At 36.2% G+C, this 14,352-nt stretch carries 11 protein-coding genes; all 11 read left to right on the top strand.

Translation table 11 applies throughout. The annotated features are described in order from the left end of the window. Positions 1–59: 59 nt before the first annotated feature. The 11 genes from P0N36_RS12495 (at position 60) to P0N36_RS12445 (ending at position 14,280) form a co-directional block, all read left to right on the top strand. Positions 60–653: an RNA polymerase sigma factor gene (locus P0N36_RS12495; RefSeq protein WP_275843188.1), complete on the top strand. Its 594-nt coding sequence runs from the start codon at positions 60–62 to the stop codon at positions 651–653. 28 nt (positions 654–681) lie between these two features. Next, complete coding sequence (locus P0N36_RS12490) at positions 682–1,314, top strand: anti-sigma factor family protein (RefSeq protein WP_275843187.1); 633 nt, start codon at positions 682–684, stop codon at positions 1,312–1,314. Positions 1,315–1,520: 206 nt separating this feature from the next. Further along, entirely contained in the window at positions 1,521–4,151 is a 2,631-nt protein-coding gene (polA, locus tag P0N36_RS12485; protein WP_275843186.1) for a DNA polymerase I, read from the top strand. Continuing rightward, positions 4,138–4,746, top strand: coding sequence for a dephospho-CoA kinase (gene coaE, locus P0N36_RS12480; RefSeq protein WP_275843185.1), 609 nt, complete (start codon positions 4,138–4,140; stop codon positions 4,744–4,746). The genes polA and coaE overlap by 14 nt, the downstream gene beginning before the upstream one ends. Beyond that, complete coding sequence (locus tag P0N36_RS12475; RefSeq protein ID WP_275843184.1) at positions 4,730–6,370, top strand: ABC transporter substrate-binding protein; 1,641 nt, start codon at positions 4,730–4,732, stop codon at positions 6,368–6,370. The genes coaE and P0N36_RS12475 overlap by 17 nt, the downstream gene beginning before the upstream one ends. Positions 6,371–6,435: 65 nt before the next feature. Beyond that, positions 6,436–8,454, top strand: coding sequence for a cell division protein FtsA (locus P0N36_RS12470; protein ID WP_275843183.1), 2,019 nt, complete (start codon positions 6,436–6,438; stop codon positions 8,452–8,454). Between the two features lie 21 nt (positions 8,455–8,475). Further along, entirely contained in the window at positions 8,476–10,149 is a 1,674-nt protein-coding gene (locus P0N36_RS12465) for a sensor domain-containing diguanylate cyclase (protein ID WP_275843182.1), read from the top strand. 158 nt (positions 10,150–10,307) lie between these two features. Further along, a complete protein-coding gene (locus tag P0N36_RS12460; RefSeq protein ID WP_275843181.1) occupies positions 10,308–11,102 on the top strand; it encodes an MBL fold metallo-hydrolase in 795 nt (264 codons plus the stop codon). A gap of 40 nt (positions 11,103–11,142) precedes the next feature. Then, positions 11,143–11,415, top strand: a complete 273-nt coding sequence (locus P0N36_RS12455; RefSeq protein WP_275843180.1) for an ACT domain-containing protein — start codon at positions 11,143–11,145, stop codon at positions 11,413–11,415. A gap of 8 nt (positions 11,416–11,423) precedes the next feature. After that, the gene (locus P0N36_RS12450; protein WP_275843179.1) at positions 11,424–12,782 is read left to right on the top strand and encodes a PFL family protein; all 1,359 of its coding nucleotides are present in this window, start codon (positions 11,424–11,426) and stop codon (positions 12,780–12,782) included. A gap of 37 nt (positions 12,783–12,819) precedes the next feature. Next, on the top strand, positions 12,820–14,280 hold the full coding sequence (locus tag P0N36_RS12445) for an aminoacyl-histidine dipeptidase (protein WP_275843178.1): 1,461 nt from the start codon (positions 12,820–12,822) through the stop codon (positions 14,278–14,280). Positions 14,281–14,352 lie beyond the last annotated feature (72 nt).

Raw genomic sequence — 14,352 nt, 5'->3', positions numbered from 1 at the left:
TATAGTCGATATTGTAGAGATGAAAGCAAGTGAAAGTATACTAAAAAGAAGGTGATCAAGTGTCAAATAAATCCGAGTACAAGTTAATAAAGAATGCTGTTAATGGTGATTCCAAGGCATTTGAGAAGCTCATCCTTCCTTATGAGAAGAAAGTATACAACATTGCGATACAAATGTTTAAGAATGAACAAGATGCCTATGATGCCTCTCAGGAGGTGCTCATCAAAGTATATAATAACCTTGATAAATTTAAATTTGAATCAGCCTTTAGTACTTGGCTACATAGACTGGCTATGAACACCTGTATTGACGAGTATCGAAAAAGAAAGCGCCACTTGGAACACACTACCACAATGGAAGTCAGGGTAGGTTCAGAAGATGAAAACATTACAAGACAGTTTGTAGACCCAAACTTGACGCCTGAACAAGAACTTCTGCAGAATGAAACGGTCATGGAAGTACGCAATGCTATGGATCAGCTTAAAGAAGAACAAAAGATCTTAATTATCTATCGAGACATGTACGGTTACAGTTATGATGAGATTGCAAAGATGTTGGAATGTAATCTGGGTACGACCAAATCAAGGATTTCAAGAGCAAGACAAGCTTTAAAAGATATAATTATTAAAAAGCGGGAACAAACTGCCAGTTAAAGCGTCTAAAATAGTGAAAGGAGGCGAGATGATGGTGTGTATAAAAGCTCAAGAATGGATACAATTACACATAGACAGAAGTTTGGATTATAGCAATGAAGCACTATTGATGGCACATTTAAAAGAATGTGATGTTTGTAGTAAAGAGTATGAAGTCCTCATGTCTATCCATCAAGTACTTCAATCAACAGATGAAGTTGATTTGCCTTCTGATTTTCATGAAACTTTGATGAAGAAAATAGAAAAACGCCCTAAAAAGAGACGAAGTATTTATTTTATTAAGCAACTTAATATTGCCGCTGTCGTAGTTTTTGTTTTAGTATTTGGTTTGATTGGTATCAACAACCTTAATCAAAACAAAAGTATTCATAATGATGAAGCCATTGAGGAAATGTTTTCCACATCTGCAGTAAGTGAAGATACCAGTGAAGTTGGTGTGGCTATGGATGTAACTGAGTTTGGAGATGCCTCTTTGTCAAGAGCATCGAATGAAAACGAACGCAGTCAAAAAGCCACCAGTGATAATTTGCTCCAAGAGGTCAATAATCAGGTGGACAGCTCCTTATATGGCGCCCGAAATGACAAAGGTTGGATCATCGTTATGGTTGGTGGCGTTCTAATGATTGGATTGCTTATTGGATATATCAAATTAAAATTTTAACTCTAAAGATGTTTTCTATGAGAAGGCATCTTTTTTTCTTGGAGAAAACGCGGTTTACACAATGTCAATAGTTAAAATCCTCTTATAAACGCACTTTTATTATTTATAGGTCACTTTGTTGTGGTGAATAAGAAAGATGTTTGTTATAATACTAAGGGACTCATGGTAACTTGACAGCCTTGTACATTTAGAAATCGGGGGAGAGTATGAAAAAACTTTTACTGGTGGATGGAAATAGTATTATGAACCGAGCTTTTTACGGTATACCATTATTAAGCAACAGTGAAGGGGTATTTACCAATGCTGTTTATGGTTTTATTAATATTGTGACAAAAATATTAGAAGATGAAAAAGCCAGTCATGTGGTCATCGCTTTTGACTTAAAAGGACCTACATTTAGAAATGAAATTTTTCCGGATTATAAAGGTACACGAAAAAGTATGCCGGATGAATTGCGTCCACAGATGAAGCTTGTTAAAGAAGTTCTTAAAGCCATGGATATATCTATATGTGAGATCCAAGGCTATGAAGCAGACGATGTACTTGGAACGTTAGCATATTCCGGAGAACAGGGTGGTTTTGAAGTAGCCCTATTATCAGGCGACAAAGATATGTTACAGTTGGCTACAGAGCGTACAAAAATCATTATACCAAAAACCAAGAACGGTACAACTACCTATGAGCAGTATTTTGATCGGGATGTAATGGATACATATGGTGTAACCCCTACAGAGTTCATTGATGTAAAGGGACTTATGGGCGATGCATCTGATAATATTCCCGGCATTCCTGGTGTTGGCGAGAAAACGGCATTAAAACTTATATCCAAGTATCATACGATAGAAGCAGCTTATGAAGACCGAGAAAGCTTTGCTAAAGGTTTAAAAGGCAAAATAACAGATTATATTGATCAAGCGGTGTTAAGTCGCAAACTGGCTACAATCATTACTGATGTGGCTCTAGACTTTAATATTGATCATAGTGAGATTGGCGAGATTTATACAAAAGAGGCTTATGATTATTTTGTTAAATTGAACCTGAATTCTCTACTAGGTAAGTTTACAGCAATGAAAATGGAAAAAGAACCGGATATGAAAGTTGAAAAAATCAGTAATCCGGTTAACTTGGACCGTCTCTTAAGTGAAGCCAGAGAGTGCTATTATCACCTTATTTTTGACAACAGCCTTACGGGCCTAGCTTTTATTTGTGACCAGTCAACCTATTATTATACGGATAGTAGACTCATAGATAAAACCCATATTGATAAAGCGATTAATGATTTAATCCTAAATGAAACAATTAAAAAGATTACTTATGATTTTAAGCTTCAGTTACATCAGATTGATGCGCCGATGAGCTTATATGCAAAATCCGTAACCGATTTATCCTTGATGATGTATCTGATTAATCCTGTTTCAAGTCATTATGAAATCGATAAAATTGCTACAGAATATGGGGGCATATCTTACATCGGGGATGACGGATTCTTAGGCAAAGGAAAATCCCTTAAGTCATTAGCAGATATAGATGAAGATGATCTAATGGATCGAAGTGTCTTGGCAATACGCGCAATCAAACAAGCCTACCCTAAGATTGTTAAAGAAGTAGATGAAAAAAATCTGATGGGCTTATACAATACCATTGAATTACCATTGTTATATGTTTTATATCGTATGGAGAAGCGAGGTATAAAAGTAGATGGTGAACAATTAAAAGCTTTTGCAAAAAGGCTTAAGCATAGTATTGAAATATTGGAAAAAGAAATATTTGAGATGGCTGGAGAATCTTTTAATATCTCATCTCCTAAGCAATTGGGTGTTATTCTTTTTGAAAAAATGGCCTTACCTTTTGCTAAAAAGACCAAAACAGGGTACGCAACTTCTGTAGATATTCTAGAAAGAATTAAGCCTTACCATCCTATTGTTGAAGCGATTATGTCGTATAGGCAACTAACAAAATTAAAATCGACTTATGCAGATGGGTTGTTTGACTATATACAGGAAGATGGGCGTATACATTCAACATTTAACCAAAAAGTCGCTTCTACCGGTCGAATCAGTAGTCAGGATCCTAACTTACAAAATATCCCTATACGATTGGAATTAGGACGAGAAATAAGAAAAGTATTTGTGCCACAAGATGGCTTTATATTTATTGATGCAGACTACTCTCAAATAGAGTTAAGATTACTGGCTCATCTTTCAGAAGATGCTTCTTTTATAAAAGCGTTTAGAGAAGAACTGGATATTCATAGAATGACAGCTTCTCAAGTATTTCACATACCCTTTGAAGAAGTAACCGACCTTCAAAGACGTAACGCAAAAGCTGTTAATTTTGGGATTGTCTATGGCATTAGTGCTTTTGGTTTGAGTCAAGATTTGAATATCGGTGTAAAAGAAGCGGGCGTCTATATTGACCAGTATTTTGAAAAGTATCCAAAAGTAAAAAGTTTTTTGGATGGGTGCATCAACCAAGCAAAAACAGATGGTTATGTAACAACCATGTATAACCGTATTCGCCCTATACCTGAACTTGCATCAAGTAATTATGCCCAAAGATCATTTGGGGAGAGAGTTGCTATGAACACGCCGATACAAGGAAGTGCAGCCGATGTGATTAAGATTGCAATGATTAATGTAGAAAAGAGACTTGTAAAAGAAAAAAGTAAGGCAAGATTGATTCTTCAAGTGCATGATGAACTTTTGATAGAAGCACCAATAGAAGATCAAGAATATATTCAATCACTATTGATTGAAGAAATGGAACAGGCTGTATTAATCAGTGTGCCTTTAACCGTAGATGCCCATATAGGAAAAAACTGGTATGAATCAAAATAGTTATGTTATTGGCGTTATTGGTGGCGCAGGAACAGGGAAGACTTATATGAGTAAGTACTTGGTTGAAAAACTAGATGCATTGTTCATAGAAGGGGACCAAATTGCCCATGAATTACTAAAGGACCATGAGATTATTAATGGTATATCCGAAAAATTTGGTGCCGATGTCATTGATCATGGAGAAATCAACCGTTCAAAACTTGGCAAAATCGTATTTACGGATAAACAATCCTTATTGGAACTAAACCAAATCATGCATGGCGCTATGTTTAAAATAATTGAAAAAAAAATCAAGACAACAGACAAAAAATTTATTATACTTGAAGCTGCTGTTATGATTGAGGCGGGCTTTTCAAGGCTTGTCCATACCATGGTCTGTTTAAAAGCCGATAAAAACTTGCGGCTTGAACGACTCATTAATGTCAGGTCCATTGATTTAAGAACGGCAGAAAGCATTCTAAAGTCACAAAGAAATGACTATGCAGATTATGCAGATTATATTTTTGACACATCTGAAGGAATAGAAAGTATTAAGGATGATCTAGAAAAAATGATAAACGAGATTAGGGAGGCAGAATATGAAAAAAATCACTAAACTGTTATGGGTTACTGGACTTGTGATGGTTTTAACCGGTTGCTTTGGAAACGATGATCAGCAAAATACACAAGTCGATGTAACGACAAATGAACCTCAAGAGGCCCAAACAGATTCTGATGAAGCAACAGATGTAGATACTATCAAGACCATTGAACCTGCTTTTGGTGGTACACTTAGAATTGCAAGCTACGCACCGAAGACATTTGACCCCATAAGAAATGATCAACAAAGTGTAATTCAGGTTCTTGGTTTGATTTATGAGCCACTTTTTGTTTTAGATGAGACATTGATGCCAATACCTGTACTTGTTGATACTTATAGTTTTGAAAATGAAGGTGCAACACTAATCATTAAACTAAAAGACAATGTGTTGTTTCATAATGGTGTGCAATTAACATCTACCGATGTTGCCTATACCATTAATAAAATCAAGGATTCTGACATTACAGGTTATAAAAATCAAGTTAAAACGATTAAGAACACAACTCTTGTTGATGCGCTTACGTTAAAGATTTACTTTGAACAAGGGTATGCTTTTGCCTTAAGTGATTTAACTTTTCCTATTATTTCGAGGCAATATGTATCATCTGCAGAGTATGATGAAATGCATCCAATAGGTACAGGACCCTATCGATTTGTTAATTATCAACAAATGCAGAATTTTGACTTAACAGCTTACTTGGATTGGCACGGTGATGGTCCTTACATTGAAAACATTAAAGGCGTTATTATGAATGACAGCCAGGCCATGGAAACACTCTTTGATCAAAAACTAATCGATATCATGAATCCAAGTAAGTTCAACTGGTTGAAATACTCAAGTAATGAAGAACAAAACATTACAAGTTATACTTCTAGTTACTATGACTTCATTGGCTTTAATTTTGATCGTCCATTATTTTTAGATAAGGAAACACGACAAGCTTTTGCTTACGCTGTCAATCGAGAATTTATATTATATGACCGTTTTATAAATCACGGCAAGATGGTGAATGCGCCCATCATACCTGGTAGTTGGTATGCTACCGAACATGAACCCTACTACAAATATGATTTGGATCTTGCTAAACGCCTTGTGGAAAGTAAATATGTTGATTTTGATGGAGATGGCTTTTTTGATTATGCTGATGAAGCGAAGCAAACTTCTATAGAACTTACCATGCTGGTCAATAAAGAAAACAGCTTACGTGTCCATACTGCCGATATTATAAAAAAAGACTTTGAAGCTTTAGGTTTCAAGATTAACTTGGACATTGCTGAACCAACTCAATATTATGAAAAAGTGGTTAATGGAGAATTTGACCTACTATATGGTGGATGGAAGATGTCTCAAGTCCCTGATTTTGGCTCATTGTTTTCAAGCAACGGTCAACAAAATCATATCCGCTATAGATCAGAAACCATGGATCAATTGATTAACAGTATCACCTACGCCTATACAATGGACCAGTTAAAGGCATCCGTAAATAACTTCGAAGCCTATATGATTGAAGAAGTGCCTTATATATCTTTATATTTCTTAGATGGTGCGGTTATGAGTGGGAAAAACGTTTATGGTACGATTCATCCTAATACAGAATGGATGTTTCACGGGATTGAAAACTTATACTTAGATTTTTAATCATGGTTAAGGTGTCAAAACCATATAGTTGAAAAGATGAATCAATATGGATATCGAGGTGTTTTATGGCTAAGAACAATAACAAGCTAAATGATAATTATGTTTTCGGATTAGATATTGGAACCAGGTCAGTAGTCGGTGTTGTCGGTTACAGAACTGGAATTCATTTTAAAGTGATGGCTTATGCTATGGTGGAGCATGATACTAGAGCTATGATAGACGGTCAGATTCATGATATAGGAAAAGCAACTGAAACCATACTGCAAGTCAAAAAGAACCTAGAAAAACAATTAGGTGTTACTTTACACAAAGCTTGTATAGCAGCAGCAGGACGTGTACTTAAAACTGCCTTAATTCATGTAAACCAAGAGATGGACCCAACCATCATCATAGATGATCATCATATAAACACCCTTGAATTATTGGGTATGGAAAAAGCCCTTCAGCAAGTCAATACTAATCTTGATGAGGAAGAAATGGGGTATCACTGCGTAGGTTATACCGTATCAAAATACTATTTAAATGATTATGAAATAACTTCACTTAAAGACCATAAAAGTAAAAAAATAAGTGCAGATGTCTTGGCCACGTTCTTACCTCAAGAAGTTATTGAGAGCTTATATAGCGTTGTCAAAAATGCTGATATGGAAGTCTATAGTCTTACATTAGAGCCTATAGCAGCTATTCATGTGGCAATACCTGAAGAATTCAGATTGCTTAACATTGCATTGGTAGATATTGGAGCAGGTACATCCGATATTGCCATTACCAAAGATGGTGGTATTGTAGCCTATGGTATGATTCCTATGGCAGGTGATGAACTGACAGAAGCTATCGTTCACCATTATCTAGTAGACTTTAATACAGCAGAGAAGATTAAAATAAAAGCATCTACAAAAGCAAAAACAGTAACTTTTAAAGATGTCATAGGTATGAAACATACTGTAGATACGGATGAAATCAATCAAATATTAGAGGATGACTCACAACAACTTGCCTTGAAAATTGCCAATCGGATTATTGAGCTGAACAACGGCAAAGCCACCAATGCGGTCTTTGTTGTAGGTGGTGGTGGACAAGTCAAGCATTTTACAAAAGTTTTAAGCCAGTCCATGGGACTCAGCCCAGATCGTGTTGCAATAAGAGGCAAAGAAGTACTTGATGTGGTTGATTTTGGTGAATCCAAGATCAAGAAAGGTCCAGAACTGATTACACCAATAGGCATTTGTCTAACCGGACTTGAAAATAATAAACATGATTTTATCCAAGTTTATTTAAATGATGAACCCATAAAGATATACGACAACAATCGTTTAACGATTATGGATGTGGTCGCTTACAAAGGTATAGAGCCTAAAAAATTCATAGCAAAAAAAGGACAAGCACTTGAGTTTGAAGTAAACCAAAATCAAAGGAGAATTACGGGTGAACCAGGTATTCCAGCCAAAATTCTACTGAATAATGAAGAGGTGAATCTAACTACTAAAATAAAGATGCATGATTATATAACGGTTATTGAAGCGAAAAATGGGAAGGATGCCAATTTATCCACTTACCAATTGGTGAAGACATTAGACCTTAAAGTTTATTTTGATGAGAAAGTCTATCCTTTGGTCCCTGAAATATATGTTAATGAAATCTTAATGACCATGAACCATGACATAAAAAACAATGATATCATCAGGTTGAAGTTGCCATCTCTAATCAACTTTTTACGTAAGCATGATTTAGACGATTTTCAATACGAGTATTATATTAATGGTCAACGGTCAGACGAAAAGAGTTGTCTTGCAGATCTTGACCATATAACAAGAAGAGAGAAAAAATCTCAAAATAATAGAGAAAATGAATCCGATGAGGTCGAAACAACTGGGAAGTGTATTTATGTATCCGTCAATGAAACACCGATAAAACTTGAAGGTAAGTCAAACTATGTCTTTGTAGACATTTTTGATGTTTATCCTTTTGACTTATCTAAGCCTCAAGGTAATGTGGTATGTAAAATTAACAAGGCCACAGCTTCCTATATGGGTGAAATACATGATGGTGATCATTTGGAGGTTTACTGGGAACAAATATCCTAAGGTTAAGGTGGAAAATCAATCATGGACCGTATTCTAAATTATGAACAAAAAATCTTAAAACGTCATACACTCCTAATCATTATTCTATTGTTTTATGTTTTATTTTGCTATTTTGATAAAAGGGAACTTGCTATACCTTTTTGGGGTATGATTATTTTTATTACAATAACGATCAGTCGCTTGATCTTGATGAGAATTAACTATGGTCACAAACTAGCCATATATAAAGTAGCCAATCTATTATATATGACATTATATGCATATTATATACATGATGAACGACTTATAGTACAAGGGTTAAGCATCCTTCTTTTCTTTGTTAATTTTATTGAACTCATTGTCATTTTGGAGCCGGAAACACCTAGTGAAAAAGGTAACCTGCTTTGGATGGGTGCACTCCCTCTCGTTATAAGCGGTTTTGTTTCAACAATTCTTACCGCTTTGACTATTGAAATCATCATTTACTGGGGTATTTTATGGGTGGTACTCTATTTTGTCTTAAATTCACTTGCGGACTATGTTTATGAGCAAAAGAAAATCTTCGCAAATCTAAACATTGAGATTCAGAAGAATAAAGTTGAAAAAGAGTCGCTAGAGATTGAAAAAATTAAATATAAAAAGCTTCATCATGTCTTATTGACGCAAAAACAGGAAATAGAGAAAAAAAATATTGAATTAAACCGTGTTAGTTCGGAAATGTATACCCAGTCTGAACTTTTAAGGTATATTAGTTCTGTATTAGATATTGACGAACTAATAGGATTAGTAGCGGATTCGATTATTGGAGCCATTGGTGTTGACACGTGTATGCTTTATGTTTTAGATGAAGGAACCAATGAAAAATTCTATAAGGTAAATACCGTCATTGAATATGATTTTTTGGAATCTTTTAAAACAGACATTGAAAAAGGCGTTTACAGTCGATTCTATGAGAACGGAAAGCCTTTCATGGATTCAAATGTAGACATACATGAATACCCTTTTATTCAACATAGGGAAGTTGGGTCACTCATTATTGTACCACTGGTTAAGTCAGACCAAGTATACGGTTTATTGATTGCTGAGCATCATACTAAAGATATGTTTGACCATAACAGTATGAACTTTTTCAAGAGCATTATCAGTCAGATTAATATTGCCATTAACAATGCTAATTTATACAGTAAAATGGAAGAAATTGCCATAAGAGACGGGTTAACTGGATTGTATAATAGAGAACATATTCAGAGCATAATAATTGAAGCCATTGATCATATTGAAAAGGATGACGTTCTTTCATTGGCTTTATTAGATATTGATCGATTTAAGAAAATTAATGATACTTATGGCCATCTCTTTGGCGATGAGGTCATTAAGGCAGTCTCAAAGATCATTCAACGTATAGCAAATGAACATGATGGTCACGCCGGTCGTTATGGTGGCGAAGAATTTTTAGTTGTTCTACCGAAGAAAAATCTTAAAGAAGCAGAAGCCATAGTAACCGCTCTTCATGAAGAAATTAAGGCACTTGAGATCATATATAAGGGAAGTGCAAAGGTTAAGGTAGATACATCGATTGGATTGTCCGCATTGCCTACGGTTGCCAAAGATGTTGAAAGTCTTCTGCACCGAGCTGACAATGCTATGTACTATTCCAAAAATCATGGTCGAGGTCGATTGATTGTAGATCATGAGAATTTATTAGATAGTCTATAATCTTCACGTGAATCAGATTTTCCTCTATGTGATGAGGTAGTTTTATATGTTCATATGGCTTTTTATTAAGGCCTGTGATAGTATAGTATCATTCATTCTAACCTTTTGTAGGTTGATCTTATGGGGTGAATATGTGTTTTGAAAGTTGAGGTCATAAAATGAGAATTTGTAGTCTTGCAAGTGGCAGCAGTGGCAATTGTATTTATATAAGCAGTAAAGATACCCATATATTGATTGATGCGGGAATAAGTGGTAAGAAAGCAAGAGAAGGTCTTAACCTTCTGGGTGTGACCATGGAACAAATACAAGCCATACTCATTACTCATGAGCACTCAGATCATATAAAAGGTCTTGGCGTACTTGCTAGAAAATACCACATACCGATTCATACAAAACTAAGTACATTTGAAGCCATTATAAATAAGTCTTCTTTGGGTGTTATTGACCCCATGTTGCTCTGCCCAGTCGTAGAGGATGTGCCCTTTTTAATTGGTGACATTCAGGTAACCGCTTTTAGATCTTTTCATGATGCGGTAGACCCTATCGGATATACCTTCATTTCAGAAGGAAAAAAAATCAGTGTAGCAACAGACTTAGGCACATATAACGACTACGTTAAGATGCATCTTGCCAATTCAAATTTGCTTTTTATTGAGGCCAACCATGATATACGTATGCTTGAGGTCGGACCATATCCATTTTTTCTAAAGCAACGAATCTTAAGTGATTTGGGACATTTGTCCAATGATCGTTCAGCTCAGCTGATTTGTGAACTCTATCATCAGGGCATGAGCCATGTGGTACTTGGACATCTTAGTGAAGAAAATAATATGCCGGATGTGGCGTATGCTTCAATTGAATTTGAATTAAAAAATACATTAAAGCATTTAAGAGAAAATCTTAAAATAGTCGTAGCAAATAGGTGTTCTAATTCTGAACTCATATGTTTGTAGCGTATCAAAAACAAATAAAACATTATATAGGAGGACTAACATGAAAAAGGGCATTATAACGGTAATTGGCAAAGATACGGTAGGTATTATAGCAAATACCTGTACATATCTTGCAGACCATAACATTAATATTCTGGATATTTCACAAACCATTGTTGAAGATTACTTTAACATGATGATGATTGTTGACTTAACAAGCAATCTGGAATCCATAGAGGCTCATGTGGACAATCTAGCCAAACTAGGTGAATCCATAGGCGTCATCATTAAGTTGCAACTTGAAGACATTTTTAATGAAATGCATAGAATATAGGTGGAAATATGATTAATTTTTTTGAAGTGTATGAAACAAAAGATATGATAGAATCGGAGAATTTGGATGTTCGTACCATTACGATGGGCATTAATCTGATGGACTGTGCCGATGAAGATGTGAACGCTTTTAATGAAAAAATATATAATAAAATCACCACATATGCCAAAGATTTGGTTAAAGTAGGTGAAAGTATTTCCAAAGAATATGGGGTTCCGATTGTCAATAAAAGAATATCGGTTACACCGATTGCACTTGCAGCCAGCAGTTGTAAAACCAAAGACTATGTCAGCATTGCAAAAACACTTGATAGGGCAGCTGAGACGGTGGGCGTGAACTTTATTGGTGGTTTTTCGGCACTGGTGAGTAAAGGCATGACACCAAGTGATGAAATGTTAATTCGATCTATCCCTGAAGCATTGGCTTCAACCAAACATGTTTGTAGTTCAGTTAATGTGGGATCAACACGCTCAGGTGTAAATATGGATGCCGTCAAATTAATTGGCGAAATTATTTTAGAGACAGCAGAAGCTACAAAAGAGGCTGATTCCATTGGTTGTGCAAGGTTTGTGGTATTTACCAACGCACCGGATGACAACCCATTTATGGCGGGTGCTTTTCATGGTGTAACAGAAGCAGATGTGGTCATCAATGTAGGCGTCAGTGGTCCTGGTGTTGTTCTTCGGGCTGTGGAGAAATGTCGTGGTGAAAGCTTGGAAGTTTTGAGCGAGACCATTAAAAAGGTGGCTTTTAAGATTACTCGAGTCGGACAGATGGTGGCCAAAGAAGCGGCTAGAAGACTGAATGTACCTTTTGGCATTATAGATCTTTCCTTGGCACCAACGCCGGCAATAGGTGACAGTATTGCAGATATTTTATGTGAAATGGGACTTGAATATGTTGGTGCTCCGGGAACAACAGCGGCCCTTGCTATGCTAAATGATTCTGTAAAAAAGGGTGGTGCTATGGCCTCATCTAATGTTGGCGGTTTAAGTGGTGCATTTATACCTGTCAGCGAAGACCAGGGCATGATTAATGCGGTAAAAGTGGGTGCTCTTAGCATTGAAAAGTTAGAAGCGATGACTTGTGTTTGTTCCGTCGGTTTAGATATGATTGCCATACCAGGTTCAACCAAAGCAACCACAATAGCCGGTATAATCGCAGATGAAATGGCTATTGGTATGATTAACCAAAAAACCACAGCGGTTAGAATTATTCCTGTTATAGGAAAAGATGTTGGAGATATTGTAGAGTTTGGCGGTTTGCTTGGTTATGCACCCATTATGCCTGTTAATAATTTTGATTGTTCCAAGTTCATCAATCGTGGCGGAAAAATACCGGCTCCGATTCACAGCTTTAAGAATTAGGAAACACAAAACCATCAGAATAAAAGGATGTGTGAATATGACAAATAAGCTAGAAGGTCTAAAACCTAAAAAGGTATTTCAATTTTTTGAAGCAATCAGTCAAATACCCAGACGCTCAGGTCATGAAAAAAAACTTAGTGATTATATGGTTGCTTTTGCAAAGGAAAGAAATCTAGAAGTGATTCAAGATGAATATCTTAATGTTATCATTAAAAAGCCCGGAACCGTAGGGTATGAAAATGCACCGATTACAATTATTCAAGGACACTTGGATATGGTATGTGAGAAAAACGAAGGGACGCATCATGACTTTGAGAAAGACCCTATTGATCTGGTTGTTGAAGGTGTGTGGTTAACCGCAAAAGGGACGACACTTGGTGCTGATAATGGGATTGCTATTGCTTATGCTATGGCTTTATTAGATGCTGAGGATATCATGCACCCGCCTCTTGAAGTGGTTATGACAACAGATGAAGAAGTGGGCTTAACAGGTGCTTTAAAAATGGATAAAAGCCTTTTAAAAGGATCCTACTTCATAAATCTAGATTCAGAAGAAGAAGGGGAGTTAACTGTTGGCTGTGCCGGAGGGTTAAAGGCCACTTTAAGGTTGCCTATCGTATATACAGTCAAGGTTTTTGAAGAAGCAATGGTTCAAACCATAGAATTAAAGAATCTAAAAGGTGGTCACTCCGGTGTTGATATCGATAAAAATAGGGCCAACGCGGATCATCTCATGGGACGTATCTTAAGTCATTTGAGAAAAGGATGTTCTTTTAGAATTGTTGATTTTTCAGGTGGCTCAAAAGATAATGTTATACCCAGAGAGGCTAAGGCTACCATAGTATATGAACGTTCTGAACATTCAAGCTTTGAGACACTCTATGCAGCGGTCACAGCACAGATTAAAAAAGAAAACCGTACTGTTGAACCGATGTTAACCATAGAAGTTACGACTTTACCCTACAAGAAAGGGTTAGTTTTTTCTAGAAAAACAACGGATCAGCTAATCTATACGCTTATTAATGTCCCAAAAGGAATTCAAACGATGAGTGCGGATCTTGAAGGTATGGTTGAAAGTTCTCTCAATCTTGGCAAATGTGCCGTTGAAGGTGATGAGGTCGTCATGTTGTTTGCCATTAGAAGTAACATAAGATCTTTAAAATACCATATGACGACACAACTGGAGTGGTTTGCTAAGCAAATCGGTGGAACATTAACACCAACAGCCGATTACCCAGAATGGGAATTCAAACCGGATTCTAGATTGCTGGACAAGGCAGCCTTGGTTTATGAGGCTATGTTCCATAAAAAGCCGTTGGTTAAAGCTATACATGCTGGCTTAGAACCTGGTGCTTTTTTGGAAAAACTGCCTCATCTTGACGCTATATCTTTTGGGCCGGATATGGAAGAAGTACATTCACCTAACGAACGCCTACATATAGAATCTACAATGCGAACTTGGGAATTTTTGAAAGCTTTACTTAAAGCTCTGAAATAAGTCATTAAAAGGGGTCATATTATATAAAAAAAGGCATAATCCCAAAATACGGATTTATGCCTTTTTCTTTGA

Origin of the sequence: Petrocella sp. FN5 (assembly GCF_029210395.1) — a bacterium.
GTDB lineage: Bacteria > Bacillota > Clostridia > Lachnospirales > Vallitaleaceae > Petrocella.
Note: the sequence above shows the minus strand (reverse complement) of the source record. Positions and strands in the feature narration are given on the sequence as shown.

Bases quoted from the DNA above. Each gene is read 5' to 3' on its own strand.
- P0N36_RS12490 (WP_275843187.1), top strand. From the start codon at position 682: ATGATGGTGTGTATAAAAGCTCAAGAATGGATACAATTACACATAGAC.
- polA (WP_275843186.1), top strand. From the start codon at position 1,521: ATGAAAAAACTTTTACTGGTGGATGGAAATAGTATTATGAACCGAGCT.
- coaE (WP_275843185.1), top strand. From the start codon at position 4,138: ATGAATCAAAATAGTTATGTTATTGGCGTTATTGGTGGCGCAGGAACA.
- P0N36_RS12475 (WP_275843184.1), top strand. From the start codon at position 4,730: ATGAAAAAAATCACTAAACTGTTATGGGTTACTGGACTTGTGATGGTT.
- P0N36_RS12470 (WP_275843183.1), top strand. From the start codon at position 6,436: ATGGCTAAGAACAATAACAAGCTAAATGATAATTATGTTTTCGGATTA.
- P0N36_RS12465 (WP_275843182.1), top strand. From the start codon at position 8,476: ATGGACCGTATTCTAAATTATGAACAAAAAATCTTAAAACGTCATACA.
- P0N36_RS12460 (WP_275843181.1), top strand. From the start codon at position 10,308: ATGAGAATTTGTAGTCTTGCAAGTGGCAGCAGTGGCAATTGTATTTAT.
- P0N36_RS12455 (WP_275843180.1), top strand. From the start codon at position 11,143: ATGAAAAAGGGCATTATAACGGTAATTGGCAAAGATACGGTAGGTATT.
- P0N36_RS12450 (WP_275843179.1), top strand. From the start codon at position 11,424: ATGATTAATTTTTTTGAAGTGTATGAAACAAAAGATATGATAGAATCG.
- P0N36_RS12445 (WP_275843178.1), top strand. From the start codon at position 12,820: ATGACAAATAAGCTAGAAGGTCTAAAACCTAAAAAGGTATTTCAATTT.